General features: G+C 52.9%; 17 protein-coding genes and 1 pseudogene. 7 read left to right on the forward strand and 11 right to left on the reverse strand.

Annotated features, from left to right (window positions below):
* Positions 1-13: 13 nt before the first annotated feature.
* From QJ48_RS02855 to QJ48_RS02875, 5 genes are all read right to left on the reverse strand, one after another.
* On the reverse strand, positions 14-3910 hold the full coding sequence (locus QJ48_RS02855) for a beta-ketoacyl synthase N-terminal-like domain-containing protein (protein WP_054972152.1): 3897 nt from the start codon (positions 3908-3910) through the stop codon (positions 14-16).
* A 240-nt stretch (positions 3911-4150) separates the two neighbouring features.
* Positions 4151-6067, reverse strand: a complete 1917-nt coding sequence (locus tag QJ48_RS02860; RefSeq protein WP_054972153.1) for an ABC transporter permease — start codon at positions 6065-6067, stop codon at positions 4151-4153.
* Positions 6054-6815, reverse strand: a complete 762-nt coding sequence (locus tag QJ48_RS02865) for an ABC transporter ATP-binding protein (protein ID WP_054972154.1) — start codon at positions 6813-6815, stop codon at positions 6054-6056. Before QJ48_RS02865 ends, QJ48_RS02860 begins: the two co-directional genes overlap by 14 nt.
* Before the next feature lie 180 nt (positions 6816-6995).
* On the reverse strand, positions 6996-7628 hold the full coding sequence (locus QJ48_RS02870; protein ID WP_054972155.1) for an HXXEE domain-containing protein: 633 nt from the start codon (positions 7626-7628) through the stop codon (positions 6996-6998).
* 19 nt (positions 7629-7647) lie between these two features.
* Positions 7648-8232, reverse strand: a complete 585-nt coding sequence (locus tag QJ48_RS02875) for a TetR/AcrR family transcriptional regulator (protein WP_054972156.1) — start codon at positions 8230-8232, stop codon at positions 7648-7650.
* A gap of 211 nt (positions 8233-8443) precedes the next feature.
* Here QJ48_RS02875 and QJ48_RS02880 point away from each other — a divergent pair, with 211 nt between their 5' ends.
* From QJ48_RS02880 to QJ48_RS38455, 3 genes and pseudogenes are all read left to right on the forward strand, one after another.
* Complete coding sequence (locus tag QJ48_RS02880) at positions 8444-9961, forward strand: M36 family metallopeptidase (RefSeq protein ID WP_054972157.1); 1518 nt, start codon at positions 8444-8446, stop codon at positions 9959-9961.
* Between the two features lie 326 nt (positions 9962-10287).
* Entirely contained in the window at positions 10288-10701 is a 414-nt protein-coding gene (locus QJ48_RS02890) for a DUF6892 domain-containing protein (RefSeq protein WP_054972159.1), read from the forward strand.
* 41 nt (positions 10702-10742) lie between these two features.
* Positions 10743-10832, forward strand: a pseudogene (locus QJ48_RS38455) (VOC family protein); the annotation flags it as partial.
* A 148-nt stretch (positions 10833-10980) separates the two neighbouring features.
* Here QJ48_RS38455 and QJ48_RS02895 read toward each other — a convergent pair.
* Entirely contained in the window at positions 10981-13851 is a 2871-nt protein-coding gene (locus tag QJ48_RS02895; RefSeq protein ID WP_237762785.1) for an endo-beta-N-acetylglucosaminidase, read from the reverse strand.
* A 366-nt stretch (positions 13852-14217) separates the two neighbouring features.
* On the opposite strand from QJ48_RS02895, the gene QJ48_RS02900 reads away from it, so the two are divergent.
* Together QJ48_RS02900 and QJ48_RS02905 are read left to right on the forward strand one after the other, a co-directional pair.
* The gene (locus tag QJ48_RS02900; protein ID WP_054972161.1) at positions 14218-14499 is read left to right on the forward strand and encodes a helix-turn-helix transcriptional regulator; all 282 of its coding nucleotides are present in this window, start codon (positions 14218-14220) and stop codon (positions 14497-14499) included.
* A 76-nt stretch (positions 14500-14575) separates the two neighbouring features.
* Entirely contained in the window at positions 14576-15766 is a 1191-nt protein-coding gene (locus tag QJ48_RS02905; protein WP_054972162.1) for an MFS transporter, read from the forward strand.
* 58 nt (positions 15767-15824) lie between these two features.
* Here QJ48_RS02905 and QJ48_RS02910 read toward each other — a convergent pair whose 3' ends face one another.
* The 4 genes from QJ48_RS02910 to QJ48_RS02925 all read right to left on the reverse strand — a co-directional run bounded on the left by QJ48_RS02910 (position 15825) and on the right by QJ48_RS02925 (position 20137).
* Positions 15825-16589 (reverse strand): SDR family oxidoreductase, encoded by a 765-nt coding sequence (locus QJ48_RS02910; protein WP_054972163.1) that lies wholly within the window; start codon positions 16587-16589, stop codon positions 15825-15827.
* Positions 16590-16707: 118 nt separating this feature from the next.
* Positions 16708-17892 (reverse strand): hypothetical protein, encoded by a 1185-nt coding sequence (locus tag QJ48_RS02915; protein ID WP_237762786.1) that lies wholly within the window; start codon positions 17890-17892, stop codon positions 16708-16710.
* A gap of 116 nt (positions 17893-18008) precedes the next feature.
* The gene (locus QJ48_RS02920) at positions 18009-18515 is read right to left on the reverse strand and encodes a DinB family protein (protein ID WP_054972165.1); all 507 of its coding nucleotides are present in this window, start codon (positions 18513-18515) and stop codon (positions 18009-18011) included.
* A gap of 95 nt (positions 18516-18610) precedes the next feature.
* Positions 18611-20137 carry a hypothetical protein gene (locus QJ48_RS02925; protein WP_054972166.1) on the reverse strand — a complete coding sequence of 509 codons (1527 nt, stop codon included), beginning with the start codon at positions 20135-20137 and terminating at the stop codon, positions 18611-18613.
* A 177-nt stretch (positions 20138-20314) separates the two neighbouring features.
* Here QJ48_RS02925 and QJ48_RS38460 point away from each other — a divergent pair, with 177 nt between their 5' ends.
* Complete coding sequence (locus QJ48_RS38460; RefSeq protein ID WP_237762787.1) at positions 20315-20800, forward strand: hypothetical protein; 486 nt, start codon at positions 20315-20317, stop codon at positions 20798-20800.
* On the forward strand, positions 20722-22170 hold the full coding sequence (locus QJ48_RS02930) for a hypothetical protein (protein WP_237762788.1): 1449 nt from the start codon (positions 20722-20724) through the stop codon (positions 22168-22170). Before QJ48_RS38460 ends, QJ48_RS02930 begins: the two co-directional genes overlap by 79 nt.
* A gap of 195 nt (positions 22171-22365) precedes the next feature.
* Here the strand turns inward: QJ48_RS02930 and QJ48_RS02935 are convergent.
* On the reverse strand, positions 22366-22865 hold a 500-nt coding region (locus QJ48_RS02935; protein ID WP_162238427.1), incomplete at its 5' end, for a DEAD/DEAH box helicase.

The following is a 22865-nucleotide window of genomic DNA, read 5'->3' on the forward strand; positions in this document are numbered from 1 at the left end:
TCTCCTCCTAAGTTTAAGTCGCCCCCGCTTCAGAAGCCGCAATTTCCCGCGCAGCATCGGAAGCAAGCTCAAAGCTCGGCCAGCATTTCAACGGGTCAAATGCATACGTCGGAAGATGAATCCTTCGCGCCGGCTGCCGGTCGTACAAGAGACTCCACGCAAGCTCGGCACCTCTGGTATAAATCTGCGCAACTCGCAGCAGTTGGCTTTCCCCGTTTGCAAGGTCAAGTTCCACCAACAATTGATTTCCGCTGCGGCTTAGCTGCTCCACATCGTTCTCGTTCAATTCTCCGACGTTCTTGACCGTCTTCGACAGCTTTACTTTTTTGTGAACCCCGTAGAACACCTTCTCGGCCACTTGCGTCTTGTGGTCAAACCGCTTCAGCTTCGTCAGCAGCTCTGCCGTGGAATACGCCAGAACAGCCACTCTCACCTCATAGTGCTCGCGCGCCGTACCTGCCGTATAGCATACGTCCTCGATACGCGCGTCCCCATTCCGTTCAAGATAGCGGATATATTGCTCCACCAGCCTTTTCAGCACGGTTTTACTTTTAGCGCTTAACGTAAACAAATGCAGCGTCCCGCCCGAATCCGACCGTTGCGCCCCGCCCCCGTCTGTATCAACGAACTCTTCCAAAATGACATGAGCGTTTGTACCGGAAAATCCGAAATTGTTGATCGCGCACCTTCTGACCCCGCCGATCGGCTGCCAATCCGCAGCGGCCCGCGCGACATAAAACGGCGATTCCTCGAAGCGGATCTGTCGATTCGCCTCTTTAAAATTGGCGAGCGACGGGAGCTGCTTATGCTTCAGCATCAAGCAGCATTTCACCAGGCTCGACAGCCCGGAAACTTCGTATAAATGCCCGATATTCGCCCGTACCGAACCGATCGAACAGTACCCGGTGTCGGACGTAAATTGGGCATACGCATCGGTCAGCCCTTGCACCTCGATGGGATCGCCCGCAGGAGCGCCCGTCCCTTGCGCTTCCACGTAGCCTATCGTGGCCGGGTCGACCTTCGCCCGCTGCAAGGCTTCCACAATCGCCGCCGTCTGAGCTGCCGGATTCGGGGCCGACATCCCTGCGGACGCCCCGTCATGGTTCACCGCGCTCCCCTTGATGACGGCATAGACAGGGTCCCGGTCCCGTACAGCTGCGCTTAAAGGCTTGATCAAGACGGCGATCACCCCTTCGCCTTCCCCTGTCCCGCCGCCTGACGAATCGAACGGTCTCGACCTACCGTCGGCGGACTCGAACCCCGCCTTGAACCCGTCGTCGACCGGCACGGTTTTCAAACGGACTCCGCCGACAAGCGCCTGCTCGCACTGACCGTTGCGAATAGCTTCGCAAGCCAGGTCCAAGGCGACCAAGGAGGAGGAGCAAGCTGTATCGACCATCAACGCCGGGCCTTTCAGATCGAAAATATATGAGACTCTGCCGGCGATATTCGAAGATAAATATCCCGTCGGCGTACTCGCATCCTGCGACAAAGCGAGCATCCGCTGGTACTTATAGCCGTCCAGGTCCCCGATATAGCCTGCATACACGCCGGTTTTCGTCCCTTTCAACCGGCTCCCGCCATAGCCCGCATCTTCAAACGCCTTGGCGGCCGTCTCGAGAAACAGCCGCTGCGCCGGCGACATCGCGACCGCTTCCACGGGCAAAATTTTGAAATACGGATAATCGAAGGTGTCGATTTCATCCAGATAGGATGCCCGATGATACCGGAGGCGGTCCGGATCGTACCCTTCCTTGGCTGCATAGGCAGCCAGATCCGCCTGACGGTTGGCCGGCAGGTCCCCGACCGTTTCCCGTCCCGAAATAATCGTTTCCCAATAGTCGTCCAGGTTGTCGGCTTTGGGCAGCTTAACGGCAATGCCGACGATCGCCACTTCCCCGGAGCGAGAGCGGACATTCCCTTCATCTGTACGAGGGAGACGCCCTTCATCCGGTCCGGCTTTGCTGCCGTATTGGATATAACGGGCCAACTCGCGGATGGTCGGATTCGCGTACAGATCGGGCATTCTGACCTTGTCCCCATACAATTCCTGCAGCGCGAAGGCAATCTGATTCAACTGGATCGAGCTGAAGCCCAGTTCAAAAAAGTTGTCCGTCAGTCCCACCTCGGCGCCTTCCAGGTATTCTTGGCATACGGATGCGATTGCGCGCTCCAGGCCGCTTAGCTCCTGGTGCTCCTGCCTTTCCTTGAGCTTCCGGGCATCGGCAAGCTCGTTTAAAACCGGCACGAATTCGCCGGCTTCGAACCGTTCCACCAGATTGAAGCGCTGAACCTTTCCGCTTGTCGTCTTCGGTATTTGCTTGATCGGAACTACATAGGCAATTTGAATGCCTGCACGTAAACTAACCTCCCTTTTAACGTTGCTTTCGACAGATAAGAAGTCTTCCGGCTTTTTGGAAAACTTAACAAAAGCGGCGACCTCTTCGGTTTGTTGTTTATAGTCACGCACCCCTCCTATCGCAACCTCGGCTTCAGTTAACGGTATGCCGGCGACCTCCAGCACGATTCGTTCCAGATCATGAGCATAATGATTTTGTCCGTTTAAAAATAAGACATCCTTATATCTCCCAATCACGACCAGTCTGCCGTTTCGCATAAAGCCCACATCGCCGGTGTTTAACCACCCTTCCGAATTGAGCACTTCTTTCGTTTTTTCTTTCATATTATAGTAGCCGCTCGTCACGTTCTCGCCTTTAATCTCAATGAACCCGACGATATTATCCTTGACCGGTTCCCGCTCCGCATTCGTGATCCGCACGCTCGTATGCTTGATGGGATAGCCGACATCGACAAATGCGGCGGCGTGGGCCGAATGCTTGTCGTCCAGAAAAACAACCTCTTGTCCCAGATTCATCCGTCTGCGGTCAATATAAAAGGTTCTTATATTTTCTTCCGAAGCATCCGGAAACGATACGACAAGACTGGCCTCGGCGAGCCCATAGCCCGGGTACATCGCCGCGGGGCTCAAGTTATACTCGCTCATCGAGGTCAAGAATTCCTCGCACAAGTCGGGGGAGATCGGCTCCGCACCATTGAATATTTTGCGGACATGCGATAAGTCGTAGGCGCCGCCGGCCGATTTTTTCATAAACTTTAAAATATACCGATACCCGAAGTTCGGCGAGAACAAAATCGTGGAGCGGTGCTGACTGGCCTTCTCCAGCCAGATCGTCGGCCTTCGGACGAAGTCGTTCGTCTGGATCTGCACCTGATCGATGTTGCAAACGACCGGCATCAGATGACATCCGATAATGCCCATATCGTGAGTGAGCGGCAGCCACGTCAGCAGACTGTCCGCCTCCGTCATGTTCGAAATGTCGACGATCCCCTCGATATTGGCGAGCAGATTGCGGTGCGTCAGCACGACGCCCTTGGGATCTCCGGTGGAGCCTGACGAGAATTGGATGAAAGCGGTATCATTTTCTTGACTCTCATGGACGATTCCTTCGGTTTCATGGTCGTATACTTCCGCAATGAGAATGACCTTCCTGGAAATGTCCGCGAAAGCGATGCCTTTGCTGTCCGCATATTTCTTCAGGATGTCGTAGTGCTCCGCATCACAGATCAAATACGGATTGTTCAACCGGTTCCATACTTTAAAAAATTTCAGCCTGTGCTCATCGTTGCTGCCCGGAGTCACGGGCACCGGGACCATCCCGCCGAGAATGCCGGCCCAAAACATATAAATAAAATCTTCGTTATCTTTTAATTGAAAAACCAATTCCTCCTTGTGCCGGATGCCTTTGCTTTGCAAAAAACCTAACATTGTGGAGCTTGTTTTCAATAACTCGCGGTACGAGACCTTCTTTTCCTCGCCCTGCTTCTTCACAAAAACGATGTGTCTTTCCTCGACTGACGTTTTGTTAAGAATAATCTCAGTTAATGTCATAAGCCCCTCCATTTTTGCGCTAAGACTGAAAAACACATACAGTCATACCATAAAAATTGCAGCTTTTGAGCTAACATAGGGGAAAAATAGGATAAAAGCCTTGGAATAAGGATACACTAATCCCTCCATTTGGTAAATAGGAAAAACGCATTAGTCCCCTTTCGTTGTTCAATCCAACTCAACCCAAAAAACCGGACCTGAGCCAGGCCGGTTTTTTCAGCTTCCCGTATATTGCTGCACTTATTCTTCATAAACCATTTTCGTATAATTTTTACTGATTCCGACATAAAATGCGACCATGACCAGGACGAATAGTCCTATCCCCAGCACCATTTGCAGGAAAAAGTTCACATTCATCACCTTCTCCAGCATGTCCATCGCAACGACGCTGTGGGCGATTCCGACGATGACCGGCAGCACGAACGCGATTCCGACTTGCAGATAGACGGACCGTTCCACCTCTTGTTTGCTCATGCCGATTTTTTTGAGAATCGCATACTGCTCTTGATCCGAGAACGCGTCGCTTAATATTTTAAAATAGATCGTACTGAACGTAGCCAGCACAAAAACGATCGACATGATCAGCCCCAGGAAGAAAAACGTTCCGAGCGTGTAATAGTCCTGCGCAAATTGCTTCATCGTTCCGTTCACTTTGCCGTCGGGTACGATTCCGGCAAGCGTCCGGACCAGCGGTTCGCTGTTTTCCTGTCCGGTGATCCGAATGCCGTTAAACGTAATTTCCGGGCCGCGCTCCCTCGCCTTCTCGTACGCGCTGTCCGGCATGACATAAATATTTTTATTGCCGAATTTGGGTACGTTTCCCGTCACGGGCACCTGTTTGGCCTGCTTCAGTGTATACGTGTTTCCGTTCCAGCGGATCTCTTCGCCGCCTACCCGAATCGGCGATGCCAGCGTGTTTGCATTTATTATAAAGACGGCTTCGGTTTTATCCGGATCGATTTGCCTGAGCAAGGTCTCCGAACCGGGATATTGCAAAAATTGCAGTGTCTTTGCGAGCTCCGAATAGCCGATAATATACGCGTCGTTGTTGAAATCCACCTTTTGACCGCTCGTATATTCCACTTTCCCCGGCACCATATGGATGGGGTTCCAGCCGAGCAATTGGTGCTCTGACGCGCCGATCGCTTCCATCACTTTCACCTTGACCGCCGGATCGCTGCCTTCATAGCTGATGCTGTACGGCGCTTCAATGAGCTCGTGATCCTTCGCGTACTGCTTGAACGCCAGGCTGACACTGAAGGCGGTTACCGTAGCCGCCGCCAAGATGGCCGTCATCGCCAAGCTTCGGTAATTCGACTTCAGCCTGAAAAAAATGTTGCTGACGCTCACCAGCCTGACGTTTTTATAGACCATATGCTTGGCCTTGACCCATCGGCTGAAAACAATCGTCAGGAAGCTTCCGAAGAAGAAGTAGGTACCGAAGCTGACCAGAATCAGCGTCGCCATCGAAGCAGACAGCAGATCCGATATCCAACGCGTAAAGCCGGATGCCACCGCATAGCCTGCGGCGATCAGAATAACCCCCAAGATGCCCTTCGCATAATTCAACTTAGGGACAACGGGCTTCGCTTTCGTCGCATGGATCATTTGGATGAGCTGGCTTTTTTGAACTTCCCGGAAATTTTTGAACCCCAGCACTACGAAGATGATGCCGAACACGATCACGAGCTGGATAATCGCCTTTATGGAGATCATGAACGGGATTTCGGCCTCCAGATACATCGCTTTTCCGAGAAGCATGAAGAACAGCTTCGAAAACAAAATGCCCGCCGCCAAGCCCAGAACCAAGGACAGCATGCCCAGAAGCATACTTTCGATGGCGAATACTCTTCCGATCTTGGAGGTGCTGATGCCCATCAGCATATAAATGCCGGTTTCCTTTTGCCGCTGCTTGAAAAAAAATCCGTTCGCATGCCACATAAAGAAAACGACGGTGCACATCAAGACGAACCCGCACGTCATGCTCGCCACCGTGGCGGATTGCAGCCGAGCCGTAATTTGCGCGAACGTATCGTTATATTGAATGGCCACGAAATTATAGTAAGTCGCAACGGTTACGACCAGAACGATCAAGTAAAAACCGTAGATTTGCAAATTGTTTCTGAGCAGCGTGCAGGCGATCCTAAAGGAATTCATGACTGGTCCCTCCCATAACCGCTAGCATATTCAGCACCTTCTTGAAAAGCTCCTGCTTGTTGCCGTCGCTATCCAGCCTTCCGTGAATCCGGCCGTCCTTCAAAAACATCACTCTGTCGCAATAGCTTGCGGCTACGGCATCGTGGGTCACCATAATAATCGTGGTGTCCAGCTTTTTGTTGACGCTTTTGAAGCATTCCAGCACCTCGGACGACGATTTGGAATCGAGTGCCCCTGTCGGTTCGTCGGCAAAAATCACTTTGGGCGACGTAATCAGCGCCCGGCATATGGCGGCACGCTGCTTTTGCCCGCCCGACAATTCGTACGGGTATTTATCGAGCTGCTCGGAAATGCCCAGCAATTGCGTCAGCTCGTCGATTTTGCTCAAGATGATTTCGAGCTTGACGTTATTCAGCGTAAGCGGCAAAGCAATATTGTCCCGGATGGTCATATTGTCGAGCAAATTGAACGCCTGAAACACGAACCCGATCGTATCTCTCCGGAATTTCGCCAGCTCCTTATCCTTAATCGTCGTAATATCGTATCCGTCGATGAAGATGCGGCCCGAGCTGGGCCGGTCAATCGTCGACATGATATTTAACAAAGTCGTCTTGCCGGACCCTGATGGTCCCATAATCCCGACAAACTCGCCTTCGTCAAAATCAAGGCTTACCTCCTTCAAGGCCAGGAAGGTGCTAGCCTTTTCCCCGTATTCCTTCGTTACGTCCGACACCTCAACAATTTTCATCACTGCAATAACCCCGCTTGTTGGATTTATTCGATAATGGTTGCTTTTATTATAAAGGGTCGGCGAAACGATCATCTATGGCCTAAGATTACATTTTGCACCGCTAAAGTGACATTCTTGTCACAAAAGACAAAAAAACCGCTTTTTTGGCAAAAGCGGTTTCGGAGTGAAGCTTGAGCTTTACATCCCCTTCGGCTTATAAGGTCCTAACTGCTGGTGAGAAAACCGGTAACGGGAGTTCGGGTCCTTCAGCCACATGTTCCCTTTGATGATCAAAATATAAACGGCGATGATAAAGTAAACGGTGCCCGCAATCCAGTCCGTCGCGCTAGCCAGCCCCTGTGTCACGATATGGTGGACATACCATCCTCCCACAGGAATATGAAGAAACACGACGGCGAACAAACCGGGATTATAGAAGGTTCTCCCTTTCAGGTTGGCAAAAATCCCGTGCCAGATCAGCTGGAAAAAGCCCATAAGCATCGGAGCGAGACCAAGCCAGATGACATTCGGATACAGCAGGGGAAGCAGGTAAAAGACGTAGGCGATGACCAGATTAATGACCATGGCCGATTGCGGATTGAGCGGATACCGGTCCGGTTGCCCGCTTTTAAAAATAAGGGCGTTGAACAAGCCTCCGAAATAACCCGGCCAGCGGTACTCCTCGAATTGATGCACCAGAATCGCAACAAAGCTCAGCCACAGCATCACGTTAATTTTCGGAATCCCGCTTCCGCTCACGATCAAGTAGAAGCACACGGCCAGAGCTACAAGCATCCCCAGGTCCTGCCAATACTTTCTTAAGAAATTCATGGCTTCTCTCCTATCCTCTTCATTTTTCGTGAAAATAGCGTTCAAAGAACCAATCGATCTGCTCCCCGACCGGCAGCATCTTCACTCCGGCTCCCGATTCGAGAATCGGCTTCATGAGAGCGGGAAGGAAAATCGCGCCGAACAGCTGTGTAATCATCATCATTAATTTGTCCGGACGGTCCTCCTGCGTAATCTGTTGCAAAACGGCTTGAATTTTATGAAATCCCATCTCGCGAAGGAATTCGCCGTATTCGACTTGGGATGCGAACATCGCGGTTCCGGTGGCGATGATTCGGGAGACGAGCTCCGGGTGCTGCTGAATGACCTGCACGTAAAGCGTCAGAAACGTTTTTAGCCTCTCTTTCGGCGGCATGGCAGCATCGTCCAAAACATCGAACGTCCCGCGAAAGCCGAGCAGCATAATTTTAATCGCCTCGCTGATTAATTTATCTTTGGAGCCGAAATAGTAATTGATCAGCGCAATATTGGTGTCCGAATGGGCAGCAATCTTTCTTATCGTGACGTTCTCAAAGCCTTCCTTCTTGATCATGTCCAAGGTCGCTTGCAAAATTTTGTCTTTGGTTTCCATTTGATCCGGCGGCATAGGCGTCCTCCTCTTCAAAAACTAAGTTAATCATTGATTTAAACAATGTTTTAATCATTGTTTAAAATGATTGTACCATCCTTTTTATTCCAAGGCAATGGGTCAAACGCTGCCGTCTGTGCCTGATCAGCCCCTTACGACTGTCATATATTACAATTTAAGTAATACAATGAATTTCGTAACGCATTCCTATCTTGATGGAGGTGTTTTTATGTTCAAGCGTCACAAGCTTTGGAGTACGGTGGCTGCCGCAATCGTACTCACCCTGGCGGTGCCTACGGCCATGGCGGAAACGGAAGCCCCGATCAGCGCCGAGCAGAAGCAGCCCGCCGATGCCAAAGCTGCCGCAGACCAGTATCTGAAGGAGCATGCCAAGCAGTATCAGCTTAAGGCCGATTTGTCCGACTTGAAGCACGTGACCACGATTCAAACCGATGCAGGCCATTATGTCCGTTATCAGCAAATGGTGAACAACGCTCCGGTCTTTAACCGGCAGGTAACCGTCACCTTGGACCGTTCTTTCCGCAACGCCTTGGTCATCTCCGGCTACGAGCCCTACACCACGGTTCAACAGGTGTCGCAGCTGCTGCCGTCCGGCGATATGAAGGCCAAAGCGCTCCGGTTCGTCGAAGACCAGGCCCAGGGAGAATGGGCGCCCTCCTCGGAGGAATACGGCTATACGATCCAGAAGGGCGTCGCTACGCCTACTTACCGCGTCGTCGTTCATACCAAGGCCCCCTATGGCGCATGGGAAACCTACATTCATGCAGGCAGCGGAGAGCTGCTGCGCAAACGGAATTTGAACCAGCGCGTGAACGGTACCGGCCAAGTGTTCCTCCCCAACCCTGTCGAGTCGCAAGGCTCCGTCGGCAGCCTCAAAGATAACAACGACAAAGATTCCTCCGAACTGACCAAGCAGTTGAAATCGGTTACCCTCCTCGGCTTGGACGGCTCCGGTTACCTGCGCGGGCCATACGTCACCATTAACTCCGCCGCCAAGACGTATTCGGCCTCCAACCAATTCAACTACCCCCGTTCCAACGACAGCTTCGAGGATGTCATGGTCTACTACCACATCGATACGCTGCAGCGGTATTTGCAGCAGCTCGGCTTTAAAAATGTCAACAACCGTTCCATTAAAGTCAACGTCAACGCGTCTCCGGACGACAACTCGTACTATCAACCTTCTACCGGCCAATTGACCTTCGGCACCGGCGGGGTAGACGATGCGGAAGACGCCGGCGTTATCGCCCACGAATATGGCCATGCGATTCAAGACAATCAGGTGCCGGGCTTCGGCGATTCCCTTGAAGGCGGCTCGATGGGCGAAGGCTTCGGCGATTTTCTCGGCGCGACTTATGAAGACGCTGCCTCCTCCACCAGCTTCGGCAAAGCGTGCGTAGCCGAATGGGACGCCACGTCGTATTCCAGCGGAAATCCGCCATGCCTGCGGCGCTTGGACGAAAACAAAGTATATCCGCGCGATCTCCAAAATCAAGTGCACGCGGACGGCGAAATTTGGTCCCAAGGATTGTACGATATGGCGCAAACCTTCGGACGCGACGTGGCCACCAAAATCATCATCCAATCCCACTTCTCTCTCACGCCCACAGCCACCTTCAAGGACGGCGCCAAAGCGATCAAGCAAGCCGATCTCCAGCTTTACGGCGGCCAGCACGCTGCAGAAATCGACCGAATCTGGAAAGCCCGCGGCATTCCCACCAGCTAACGCTTGACTGCGGCTAGCCTTAGCCGGGCCGCTGTAACCCTCTTCCGCTCACACGACTCATCACCGGAAAATGCAAGAGCCTGCAGTCCGCCGTACGCGGCAGATTGCAGGCCTTTTTTCTTGCGATTAAAAGCATAATATCTGACGACAACTTTACCTACGAACTTTCCCGCAAGAAGATCGACAAACGCTTTCGGCACATGTCGTATACCTTCGATGACAGTTAACGGATCTGAATAATGCTAATTTCTACATATTTGTTATAATACTTATAGTGCAGGTTAGATTAAAAGCCTAGGATAGAGATAATATTGGAGGTAGTTAAAATGGGAAAGAGTGAGATGTTTAAAGATTTTAATTTTAAATTAGTGGTAATTGAAGCTTTGTTAGATAAAGAGCCACTATTTCTAAAAGAATTGACAGACTTAATAGATAAGTATACGAATAATTTCGATTGGTATTCTGGAGCTGGACCAATTGTTGAAATCAGAGATTATTTGGAAGAGTTAACTTTGGAAATAAGTGATTTGGAAAAGATTGAATCCCTTTGCTTTGATGGGGGGAATGAAATTTATCATATCCTAAAGCCAGATTGGGATGGCGAAGACAGTTTATTTGATGTAATATCTGTTGAAGGATTTCAGAATCTAAAAAATTTAAAAACAGTGGAATATATTTCACTGTGTTATCCAAAAGTATTAGAACCATTTAAACAAGCTGGAATTGAAATTGAGGATTAATGAGGAGAAAATTATGTACTAATGAAGCAGAATTTTTTGGTAAGATACAAAACTACGAAAGCGCATATAAATTGTGCTACGTTCGTGGACCAGAAGGGATTATTTTAGAGTTAGCGGAACAAATTAAATAAATATTGAATGGGTGAATTGATTTCCATCCGGAGAAAATGCTTCTTTGAACTCCTAAAACCGATCCCGCCCCGCCAAAAAGGCCTCTCGTTGCATAGGACGAGAGGCCTTATCGTTCCGCTCGCTTGAGCGAACGCGCTTTGCCTTGGACTATTGGAACTGGAACCAGTCTACATCGGCGATGCCGTTATCGCGGACGCTCCATTTCGTATAGTTCGGGTTTTTAAAAATCACATGAACGGTCTGCTTCCCGGTAACGGGCTTTTTCAGATCGACGGTATAGTTTTTGTAGAACGGCGCCAGCTGCTTCGCCTCCACCGGCAGCGCCACATCTGCGATGAGCTCGCCCTGCGGACCGCCCAAGCGTACTTCCACCCGGGTGTCCTTCGCCAGAACGGCCGCCCGGACCGTCAGCTTTGACGCTGCTTTTGCCCCGAAATCGACATCCTTAAACGACAGCCAATCGGCAAAGTTCAAGTCACGGACATTCACATAAGTGCCCGGCACGAACAGACCGTTGGATTGATCGTATTTTTCCGCCTGCAGGACGACGCCGTTCTGAGGATTTTCCGGCGCCACGACCTTCACGCGGATTTCCGTCTTCACGCCAGGCTGGCCGTTGACAGGCCCCGTCTGCGCCGTCAGTACCGAATCCCCCGGGCCTACCGCAGTCACTTTGCCCCGCGCATCCACTTTGGCGACAGCTTCGTTATTCGATGTCCAGGTGACATTGACATTTGCTGCCGTGGAAGGCATGACGCGGATATTGACATAGTTGGTCCATCCTGTTTCCATCGTCAGCTTGTTGTCCTGCAGGTGCATCGCATGAATGGAAGCCGCGGCAACCGGACCTTTATTGAATTGAACCTTGTCCCCGGTTCCCCATTTCCAAGTCAGCGCCTGCGGCTCGCTGGCCGTTCCGTCTTTGCCGACGGCAACCAGCTCCAGCTTCACTTCATTCTCGCCGAGACGAGGAAGCGACTTGATGTAATACACTTCGTCGTAAATCCGTCCGACCCATTCGCGCTTGCCGTTTGTCACGCGCATAAGGTCGTAATACCAAACATCCTGCTGCTTCGCATTGAAGTCCCACTTCACGAACATCGCGGCTTGATTGTCGTCGAACATCGCCTTCTCGACCCGGAAGCCCGTCGGGGCGGCAGGCGCCTGCGGTTTCTTGCCGTCCGTCAGCTTCAATTCGCCGATGTTAGCCTTAAATGGCACGTCATCCGCCGATTGCGAACCGACGCGCAGACTGATTGCCGCGATCGTGCGCCCCTCGAACGGCTTCAGTTTGGCCGTGGCCGTGGTCCAATCGTCGCTTGGTCCGGCTTTCAAATCGACGGCGGCCGGATGCTGCGGGTCGTCCTTGAACGTAAGCAGCGCCTGAATGTCGGCTGCCTTCTTCAGATGCCCTTGCGCCTGGCCGTTGCCTTTCTTGTCCGGCAGCTGGACGTCCGATTTGTACGTCAGCGACAGCTCCACGTCTTTGGTCACCGGCAGCTCGGTTTTGTACAGATGAATATCCGCAGCATGGCTCGAATTCAACGTACCTTCCACTTTCAAGGAAGAGCCGCCGTTCCATGCGGTTTCGTAGTCGTATCCGACCGTCAGCGGCTTGCCCGCGGATTGCGTCCACCACTGCCAAGTCGGCAGGATGTCCTGCGCCGCCATGTTGTTCCACTCCGTATCGCTGGACTTCCGGCCGTTCACGAAGAAGTCGAGCCCGTGCCCGTTGTTGAAGCGGGTCACGAAAGGATAGGAGCCAATGACGGAGCGCTCCGGTATGTAATGGGCGATTCCCGGCCAGCTCTCATATTCGGTGCCGACCGCCCGGCCGCTCTCCGCAGGATTGCCCTTCGGTCCCGACCAATAAGCCTGCTCGCGCTTCTCGATTTCCGGCTGCATGCGGATATCGAACGGATTAGGACCTTTGTTCCAGACCATATCCGTGCCGAAAAGCGCTACGCTCGTCCGGGGCGTACGGGAGGCGTCGTTTTTGAAAATCGCATCCAGCTCCAAGCCGCGGTCGAAGCGGAATTTGTCGTTTTCGATGCCGGCGAAGAGCGAGGCATACGGATCAAGACCAAGCTTGCGTGCATGGTCGGCGCTGCTCTCCAAGCCTTGCGGCGTGTAGGCGTAGTTCATGAAAATGCTGTCGTGGGCACGCTTTCCGTCACGCTCGTCCAGCAGCCACGGCGAGTTTTCCTTGTTGAATCCGTTTACATAGGAGACCTTGCCGTCCACGGTCAAGCTGTCGTACCAGCTCATATACAGGCCTTGGCTGCGCATATATTTCAGCATTTCCATCAGCAGTGCCGCATGCTCCTTGCTGATCGTCGCTTCTTGGTTGATAAAATATCCGTCGAAGCCGAAATATTTCGCCATTTCGATCATTTTATCGGCGACCGGGAATTTACCGTCCGGCGTCTTCTCGACGAGCTCCGCAAAATTGATGTTGCGCGGCCAGAACCAACCGCCCAGACTGATAACCCCGTTGCGGTGGGCCGCATCGGTATAAGCCGGATTGGGCACGTTCACCACGCCGTAATCCCGCTTGCCCTCTTCGGTCGGAGAGCCGTACACCGGCAAGCCGTGCCAGGAGGCATAAATGTCCTGATACTGCCAATATTTCAGCACGTTGCGGCTGAAGCTGTCGTTATAGCGGTACCCCTCGAACCATTCCTCCTTATCATAATCGGCGGAAAGATTCATGACTTGCGCCGTACCCGTTAATTCCGGGTGCGCCTGCGTCGGCTGGAACGCTCCGATCCGCTTCGCTAGCGGAACGCGGGAACGAAAATATTTAGCATACGGGTCGCTCTCCGGGGTCCATTCCTTAATCTGCTTGGCGTTGTAGCCGTACAAATAAGGCTGCTCCGGCCCTTTCGGCGTTTCCATCGCCAGAGCCGCTTTCGGCCCTAACATCAGAGTGGACGCCATAACGGCCGTCAACCCTATTGATACCGCTTTCGTAACGGTTCGAGAGAAAGCTTTTTTCCGTTTTTTACGTTCTGACATAACGCACCTCTCTTCGTTTGTTCCGGCCTGGTACCATCCTAGCAATTGCTGCAGCTGCCAATCCAAGGAAAAGAAACGACTCGTCTATTCCACCCTAACACCGGTTCGCGGCAGCAGTAAAGTGGCCAAACAAAAGATTTCATGGACATATTAAATGATTGTAAGCGCTGTAATAACATTTAATGCTGGCGGTGGAAATTTCCCATAAATCCGACATTTTCGTGACCATCCTTCTTCCGTCTCCTCCCCGGCACCTGCATGTAGTCCGCTTATATGGTCAAATTGCCTATTTACATTTGCGGAGCAGTATGCTATTTTAAATTTCGATACATATAGAAATAATACACTGGCAAGGATGAGGCAACGATGGAGCACAATAACGCGGAACTGCAGCAAGCTGTCAAAATATACAAAGCTCTCGGAGAACCGACCCGGCTTAAAATCGCCCTGCTGCTGACGGAAGAAAGGAATCTGTGCTGCTCGGATATCGGAAGCAAGCTCGAATGCGTTGCGGGCTCGACGCTGTCCCATCATTTGAAGCAGCTGACGGATTCCGGCCTGCTCAAGCTCCGCAAGGACGGCACGTATATTTATTACAGCGTGAATCGCGAAATCGCCCAGAAGTATGCGCCGTATTTGCTGGAGTAGTTTTTTTTTCGGTTTTATTTCTATGTTTGTAGAAATATAAAAATATTTTGGAGTGGAGAGAGGAGTTTCTATCATCATGTCAAGCACGTGGAAAATTTACATGCTGGCCGTCGTCAGTTTTCTTGTCGGCACGTCGGAGTTTATTATCGCCGGGATTTTGGATAAAGTAGCGGCGGATATAGGGGTCCCGGTGTCCGCAGCGGGTCAGCTCATTACCGTGTTCTCGCTGGCCTATGCTTTTGGGACCCCTATTCTTATGGCGGCTACCGCCCGTCTGGAGCGGCGCAAGCTGCTGCTCTATTCTCTCGGCGTCTTCGTCGTCGGAAACGGGATGGCCGTGGTGCTGCCGGGATTTGAATTTCTGATCGTTTCCCGGATTATTCTTGCGCTCAGCACCGGGGTATTCGTCGTGACCGCCTTGACCGTAGCTTCCAAGCTGGCCCCGCCGGAGAGACAGGGACGCGCCATTGCGACGCTCGTCATGGGCTTCAGCACCGCCTTGATCGTCGGTGTCCCACTCGGAAGGGTCGTCGCCTCCGTTTACGACTGGAAGATGACCTTCGCCGGAATCGGCGTGCTGGGGCTTCTTGCCATCCTGGCCGTCTCCTGGACGATTCCGCAGACGGACGGCGAAGAACCGGTACCGCTTCGCAAACAGCTCGCGCTGATGAAGGAGCCAAGAATCGCCGTCGCTTTGCTCGTCACCTTCTTCTGGATTTCCGGTTACTCGATCGCTTATACGTACATTTCGCCGTTTCTGCTCACGGTTACCGGCATGAGCGAACAAGGCGTGAGCGCCGGCTTGTTCGCCTTCGGAATCGCCAGCCTGATCGGTTCGAAGCTCGGAGGCTACGGCACCGACAAATGGGGGGTTCCCCGTACATTAATCGGAGGCATGCTGCTTCACGCAGTGTCTCTCATCCTGCTGTCGCTAGCCGCCCACTCCCCGGCGGCCGTCTTCCCGCTGCTCATGCTCTGGGCCTTCTCCGCATGGTCGTCGGGTCCGACCCAACAGTACTATTTAATTACGCTTGCTCCCGAAGCGTCTGGCATTATGCTTAGCTTGAACAGCTCGGTGCTTCAGCTCGCCATGGCGGCCGGCGCGGGGATCGGCGGTGTGGTCGTACAACAGGCCTCGCTGACCTCCATAAGCTGGATCGGAGCGGCAGGCGTCGTCGTAGCAGCTTTGACGGCCGCCGCTTCCCTTGGTTTGACCCGCTCCCACCGCCTGGCGGAGGAACGGAAGCTGCGGCAGGCCGGAGCTTAAAAAGCGGCAAGCCGGTTCCAACACGACATGACGTGTTGGACCGGCTTGTTTTTTCATGTTACAGATGCGTGCCTCCGCTGACATCGATACACTGGCCGGTAATCCATCGACTGTCCGGGGAAGCGAGGAAAGCTGCAACATCCGCAAGGTCTTCCGGCTGCCCCCACCGGTCAAAAACCGAAAGACCGGCGGCAAACTTCCGCCCCTCCGGGTCCTGCTTGGTTGCGGTGTTCATATCCGTATCCGTAATTCCGGGCATGATCGCATTGATCGTGATATTACGTGATCCCAATTGCTTGGCTAAGGTGGAGGTCATGGTGTTGATCGCTCCTTTGGTCATGCTGTAGCCGAGAAGGTTGGGAAAAGCTACCCGCGTTACCGCCGACGAAATGTTGATAATACGCCCCTCGTCTCTTAGCCGGGGCAAAGCTTCCCGGATGAGGAACAGCGGCGCTTTGACGTTGATGGTCATCTCTTCCTCGAAGATCTCTTCCGTCAAATCCTCAATGAAGGCGGTTTGAGCAATTCCGGCATTGTTCACGAGAATATCGAAGCGGTTATCGCCCGTGCGTGCCCGCAGCGCTTCATCCATGGCTCCCATCAGTTCATATACGCCGTTGGCCGATTTGAAATCCGCCCCAACCGCAAAAGCCGCCCCACCCTTTTCCCAAATCTCGCGAACGACCTCTTCGCCCGCCTTCCGGTTCTTGGCATAATGTACGCCGACCAATGCCCCTTCCTGCGCGAGACGCAGCGCGATGCCGCGTCCGATCCCCCGGCTTGCTCCTGTCACCAAAGCTATCTTGCCTTGCAATTTTCCCATATTTGCCAGCCCCTCATGCTCGATTAACAGGTTCCCCTGCTCATCCTAGTTATAGCACAAGGCGGTTTTTGTTATGTTGCTCTCTCATTCATCGAACCGCAGCCGAGAAGCCCGCCGCCTACTGTTTCACCCACTCGGTGCCGCTAAACGTCTTGATATGGTACCAGACCTCACCTTCCGGCGACGTCCACCTCTCGAACGCCTGCACCTCCTGCGGAGTAAAGAACCCTTTGAGATGGCACATTTCGCCCGTTGCAGGAAACCAATATGTCTGCGTCTCTGCCGTAAGCTTCACCGTCTCTTCGATCGGTACAATCCCCTCGGGCCGCTCCAAAAGAGCCCGCTTCAGATTTACCCACTTCAAGCCTTCCGGCGTTTCCAGCTGCGTCCAGTCGCCCACGCTCTGCACGGCTTTGTAAGCTCCAGGCTCCAACCAAAGATTCCGATCATAGCTGGGTCTCCGTTCCTCAAAATATCGCGTTTTCGTGGTCAGCTTTACAGGCTCGTTCAGCGCTTTATAATCCTCCAATACCTCATGCTCAGGTTTGATCCACCGCTCGCCTTGCGGGAGGCGTACCTTGTACCAGGTGAAGATGAAGAAAGCTTGCGGCGAATACTGCCATTTGGCGATGGCATGAACGATGCCCGGCTCCACCGCTTCGCCTTTCCCCTCGCCATCATACGGAACTTCATAGGCGATTTCGGCTCCCGACAGTTTCAGATCATAGTCCACTGTCTTGGCATGGACATCCTCCATGAGAGCGGGCTTAAGAATCCACTTTGGACCCATCCATGTTGTCTCCACTTGGTACCATGTGCCGGTTTGTCCGCTGGCACTTGTCGCATTGATCACGTATTTCGGTCCGTAATGGAGCTCCGCAGTAGTCACAATTTCCTGGGGCGCAAGCGACTGTCCCGTATCCGTCCGGGCGTCAGGCCGGTCGAACAGCCTCTCCGTGTTTAGGAGCGTCAGTGTCTTTCTCCGCTCTTCATAGGTCCCGTACAGGACTCTCTCGTCGTCACGGATCCACCGGTCTCCGAGCCAGGTCCGCACCTTGAGCCACTCCTCCGGCTTTCGCTCATCATAGAAGCTAAAAGGAGCCCCAGGCGCAAGCAGCACGTTCTGATACGGCGAAATCGAGCCTAACGGACGGCCTCCGCCTCCCTCCCGAGCGTACAGGTTCGTCTCCCCGATAATCACGAAGCTGATGGAGAGCTCGTCGGCGTAAGAGGTTGCAGGATACTTCGCTATGGCGGGCAGCATCAGCAGCATGGCAGCCCATACCGGGGCAAGCTTCCTCATCGCTTTCCTCATCCAATGTCAATCCTTTCCTGTTTTTGTAACTGACGCGCCGCATACAGGAAAGTTGCGAAGCTTCATGAAACTTCATCGTACGGCTCGGCAGCAGGCATGCTGCCTTAAGCTTGATCCTGATACCAGAACAGGGCATACTCCGTCATGACTGAGGCGTGACCCATCTGACGCAGCATCGCCGAAATATTGCCGCGGTGATACGTCCCGTGATTCACGACCTGCATTACGATTTCTGATAGACGGGTTTCCCGGATTCCGGCATACGGATTATCCAAAACGATCGCCTTTTCCAAATCGGCTTGCTGTCTGAAGAATGCTCTATACCGCTCGGATAAAGCGGTGAACATCGCCTCCAACCCTTCGATGCTCTGCCTCTCCGCTTCTTTCGTTACTTGCTCCGCCAGCTTCATCGCTTCTTTCATTTCTGTTCCGGAAGCGATCTCCAGCCATGAGTTGTCGACGGTATAAATATGAGCCATTGCCTTCGATACGGATGGAAAAATGCTTACAATCTCCTGCTTGTACACGTCTTGCGGAAGCTCCTTCAACCGGTTAAGCATCGTTTGATTCGCCCACGCATGGTACTCATACATCGTTACGGCATTTGACATAAGTGATTCCCCTTTGTTTTTTGGATTATATGGTTAGTATACAAAAAGAAGTATGACAACAGGGTGTCATACTTCGCAAAAAGCACTTTTTATTTTTATTTCAGCAGTTCCAGATCCGTCCACGTTTTGGAGCGGTTCTGTGTCCAATTCGTCAGCGTATTGCTGTACCGGTGAATCGTGTAGATATCGCCTTGGCTGTCCCGATACAGCTTTAGGTCGTCTTGCCGGTCCGGAGCCTTCGCAAGACGTATGAGCTTCAGCTCCGGTGTTACCTCATAAAAGCCGTCTTTATCCGGGTCGAACGGTTCGGCAGGCATCATCCATGGCCCTCCCGCCCCATAAACAACGGATTTGTCTTCCTTATAGGGCTGTCCGTATAGCCGCACAACCATCCGACCGTCACGGTCCGCAGCGCTTCTCGTGGGACTTCCGAGCCCGACAGGGCTTACGTCCTGTTCATTCCACACTTCGTTGGCAAGACGTATGTTCCCTTCCGGGTCCATCAGCGCCAACAGCGCGGAACCGCCATAATAAAGATCCCGAAAAGGCATCCGATCCCGCGCGATCCATACGGTGCCGTCATTATTTTTTAGGACGCGCTGCGGCTTATAAGGATAGTTCGAGACTTTGCGTACGCTTCCGTCAATAATCGCGAACAACTGATAGCGGCTGTGCGGCGGCGGGCCTTTCACAGGCAGAGGGAAATAGGAATATACGGCAAGCAGCTTCCGCCTACTGTCGATATCGTACAGCGTCCCCTCGATTTGAAGCGTGGTTCCGCCCATATTGATTTTATCGTCGTCGTGCACCGGCCCAAGCGGCAGCCCTGCGTAAGACAAATTATCGCCATCCCGCTGGATCACTACGCTTTTCCCTTCACTTGCCTGCGTCTCTGCCGCCCGCTTGGCTTTCTCGCGAATCGAATCGGCCTCTGGCGGGTCGAGCCATACCGGATGCGTTTGAAACGTTTTGTCCACCTTCAGCACCGCGAGCATTCCGCCTGTTCCCCGGTGGGCATCAATATACAGCGCCTCGGCGTCGTCATAAACGATTTGCCGCATCACCGCGTCCTGTCCGCTCGAAATGGCCAGGCCTTCCTCGCTGCTCCACTGCAAGTCCATCATGAGCGCCATATGGGCAAATTTCCAGGTCAGCGGCATATACGTTACTTTGCGGAATTCCAGAAAAGGATACGGCTCTTGTCCGTTATCGATCTGGTGGCCCCATATTTGAATAGGATAAGAAGCCACTTTCGCCGAATAGGAGCGGGTGAGCGAGTTTGTGGTCGCCGGATTTTGCGTGAGCCTGCTCTTTTCCAGCGCCGGATACTTCCCATAAGAGGTGGCGCAGCAAGCTCTATAAACCTTCAGACCTTCTTCCTCGCTCCAATCGACATCCAGTTCAAGCTCTTGAATCAAGTCCCAGTTCAGCGGCACATAAGTGATATCCTTGTACACCACGAACGGATACGCAACCTGCGTGTTATTCACGATTTGGCCGTTGACCTTCACCGGAAAACCAGCAATGCGAACCTGAACCGTGTCTCCCTCCGCCTTCGCCGTACTTGTCAGCATGGACAACATCAGCAGTGCACTCAGCCATGTAAGGAAAATTCGTTTCAACAAATGTCATCTCCTCGTTCCTGCTCTTTTGATGCAAACATGAACTTAGACGCAGTTCTTGTCAAAAAGTTACAATCAACTTGGCACCACTTACCGAATAAAACGTTTCTTCCGCTTCAGGAATCTGCCAGAATATGGTATTACGGCAAATTGACAGAATGAATAAGGAGACCTGCTATGCGCAATAAATCAACTTTGGCCTTCCTCTTGGGAATAGGCCTGTCGCTGGCCTCGGCCGTTCACGGGAAGGCCTCGGAATATGCGGATACCCCGACCGAGCCTGCCGATGCCGTTCGCATTCCTCGGACATTGACGCTGCTTCAAGATACGCCGTATTATGTCATTCCGAACGCGCTCGTGAACAAAACCGAGGGAGCCTTCTCCCCGCAAACGGTTGAAGTCATCGAAGCCGAAACGCGTTGGGCGGAAATGCCGAATTGGTGGAAGATTCGTACGACCTTTGGTGATAGATGGATCAAGACCGAACCCGTGAACATTGACGTGCTCCCTCCTTCCAAGATCACCTTAATGGAAAATACGCCGATCTATACCAAGCCAGTACCCAGCTACAGCCTTCCGCCGTTTTGTCTCCCCAGCAAGTGGAGGTGGTCGGCGCGGAGAAGCAATGGTTTTACAGTCCGAAGCATGACGAAAACGAATTAAAATGGCTGAAGATCCGCACGTCTTGGCTCGGTGACCAATGGATTCGGCTGCCGCTCAAGCAAATCGGCTCCTACTACAGCCATACTAAGAAAAAATATTATGGGACCGCCGAATTTAGCAGCGTTCCCCTGTGGAACCATGTCGCGGATTCTTCAGCCTCCCATCGGCAGATCCGGGATCAGATATTCACGGAGACGGGAGAATTCCAATCTCCCTTAGGCAGCTTCTACCAAGTGGAGACCCCGGAGGGAACAAGATGGACACGTTATCCCGGCGAGTTTATCACGGAAGCGAACGAGACGATCACAAGGAGGCAGCCCGCGCCTTTGTATCCTTCGCCGTCTCCCTATAGCGGTAAGCCCAATGTAGCCGCTCCCCAGACGCTAACCGTTTTTGAGAAAATCGAAGCGAATCCGGTCCGAGACTGGGAAGGAACCTGGTATCATGTCCGGTCAAACGAAGGCGAAGGCTGGTTCAATCCCAAATATGCAGATCCGGAAGACGCCAAGCCGGACAACACCGAAATCGATCTGCAGTCGGATAAAACATGGCTTTACCAATATCCGGACAGCTCTCAGCTGCTGAACTACGGGGTTCTCGGCCCGCAAAAGATTCGTGCCCCCGCAGCCTGGACGGCCCCCAACGGAACACGGTGGTTTCAAATCCCCACCTTCCTTGGAAACGCATGGGTTACCCTAAACCCTACCCGTGACCGGCTTCAGCTTCCGGGACGTGAGCAGGATATGCAAATTTCCGGGGAGATAAGCCGCAAGGGAGCTATATACAAGACAGATAACACGTTTACGTTTGGGGATGCAAAAGTAGGATACGAGCGCGACGGAGAGCTGTATTTCCACTCCGCCGTTGTGGCGAAAATGTACCAGTACACCGTTACAGGTCCGGATCGGGAGAACGGATGGACCTTCGCCCATCCTTCGGGCTATTCCTTCCGGATTAAGGCCGGGGAGAAAAAGGCCGTGGTTTCGTGGAAAGGTGAAACCCGCCGCAGCGTCATTTTATCGGCGGCTCCGGTCGCTTCGGCAGATCAGGAAGCGCCGGATCTGAGGATTGACGAGATGAGAACGTTGTTTGGCGCCTCGACCGAAGTTACGCCGAATCATAGTGAGGTGTTGCTACATTCTGCCGAATATACGCTTGGCGCTTTTAACCCTCCCACCGAGGTGAAAGGGAACCTTCTGCATCTATCCGCCCTATGCTATGATGCGGGAAGCCTGCAACCGAACGAAGTCGGCAACCGATTGAAAATCTATGTGTATGACCGTTCTTCCGATACGCTATCCGATTCGTTCGCCAGCGCGGCCGTTGCATCGGAAGAAATGCTGTTTTCCCTTAGCATGGATCGGGTTTAAAGAAGCCGCTGCAGCCTGGAATCAACCGACTTACCGCCGTATTTAAGGTCGGCGAGCGCATCATCTTTGAGCAGGACTTCGATGTGACGGCCCGATAAGGAACCATCGCCTACCCAATAAAACAGGACCCTGCGCCTCACTGGCGTCGGGTCCCTTTCTCGTTCCTTCCATCCCGGTTCCATTGCGGAACCCTGTTCATTCGAGCATCAGCAGCTCCCGGACGTCCCGTTCCGTCAGAGCGGACAGCCCCTCCTCGCCCGGCTGAATGACTTCGTCGATCAAATGTTTCTTTCGCCGTTGAATCTCGTACATTTTGTCTTCTACCGAGCCTTGAGTAACGAGCCGGATCACTTGGACCACCTTCTTCTGCCCGATCCGGTGGGCGCGGTCCATGGCTTGCTGCTCCACAGCGGGATTCCACCACAGATCGTACAGGATAACGGTGTCCGCTCCGGTCAGATTCAGACCCGTCCCCCCGGCCTTCAAGGAGATCAGGAACAAATCCCGCTCGCCTTCGTTAAACCGGTGGCAGCGCTCGACACGCTCGGCGGAAGGAGTTTTGCCGTCCAAATAAAAATACGGTACGCCCCGATAGCCCAGCTCCCGCCCGATCAGCCCCAACATTTCGGTAAACTGCGAGAAGACCAGCATCCGCCGGCCTGCGCTCCGGCATTCCTCGACCAGCTCCATTAGCT

The sequence above is a fragment of the Paenibacillus sp. A3 genome, from assembly GCF_001399685.1.
Classification (GTDB): domain Bacteria; phylum Bacillota; class Bacilli; order Paenibacillales; family NBRC-103111; genus Paenibacillus_G.

Excerpts from the sequence above, each read along its gene's own strand:
- QJ48_RS02855 (WP_054972152.1), bottom strand. The coding sequence starts at position 3,910 with ATGACATTAACTGAGATTATTCTTAACAAAACGTCAGTCGAGGAAAGA.
- QJ48_RS02860 (WP_054972153.1), bottom strand. The coding sequence starts at position 6,067 with ATGAATTCCTTTAGGATCGCCTGCACGCTGCTCAGAAACAATTTGCAA.
- QJ48_RS02865 (WP_054972154.1), bottom strand. The coding sequence starts at position 6,815 with ATGAAAATTGTTGAGGTGTCGGACGTAACGAAGGAATACGGGGAAAAG.
- QJ48_RS02870 (WP_054972155.1), bottom strand. The coding sequence starts at position 7,628 with ATGAATTTCTTAAGAAAGTATTGGCAGGACCTGGGGATGCTTGTAGCT.
- QJ48_RS02875 (WP_054972156.1), bottom strand. The coding sequence starts at position 8,232 with ATGCCGCCGGATCAAATGGAAACCAAAGACAAAATTTTGCAAGCGACC.
- QJ48_RS02880 (WP_054972157.1), top strand. The coding sequence starts at position 8,444 with ATGTTCAAGCGTCACAAGCTTTGGAGTACGGTGGCTGCCGCAATCGTA.
- QJ48_RS02890 (WP_054972159.1), top strand. The coding sequence starts at position 10,288 with ATGGGAAAGAGTGAGATGTTTAAAGATTTTAATTTTAAATTAGTGGTA.
- QJ48_RS02895 (WP_237762785.1), bottom strand. The coding sequence starts at position 13,851 with ATGTCAGAACGTAAAAAACGGAAAAAAGCTTTCTCTCGAACCGTTACG.
- QJ48_RS02900 (WP_054972161.1), top strand. The coding sequence starts at position 14,218 with ATGGAGCACAATAACGCGGAACTGCAGCAAGCTGTCAAAATATACAAA.
- QJ48_RS02905 (WP_054972162.1), top strand. The coding sequence starts at position 14,576 with ATGTCAAGCACGTGGAAAATTTACATGCTGGCCGTCGTCAGTTTTCTT.
- QJ48_RS02910 (WP_054972163.1), bottom strand. The coding sequence starts at position 16,589 with ATGGGAAAATTGCAAGGCAAGATAGCTTTGGTGACAGGAGCAAGCCGG.
- QJ48_RS02915 (WP_237762786.1), bottom strand. The coding sequence starts at position 17,892 with ATGAGGAAGCTTGCCCCGGTATGGGCTGCCATGCTGCTGATGCTGCCC.
- QJ48_RS02920 (WP_054972165.1), bottom strand. The coding sequence starts at position 18,515 with ATGTCAAATGCCGTAACGATGTATGAGTACCATGCGTGGGCGAATCAA.
- QJ48_RS38460 (WP_237762787.1), top strand. The coding sequence starts at position 20,315 with ATGCGCAATAAATCAACTTTGGCCTTCCTCTTGGGAATAGGCCTGTCG.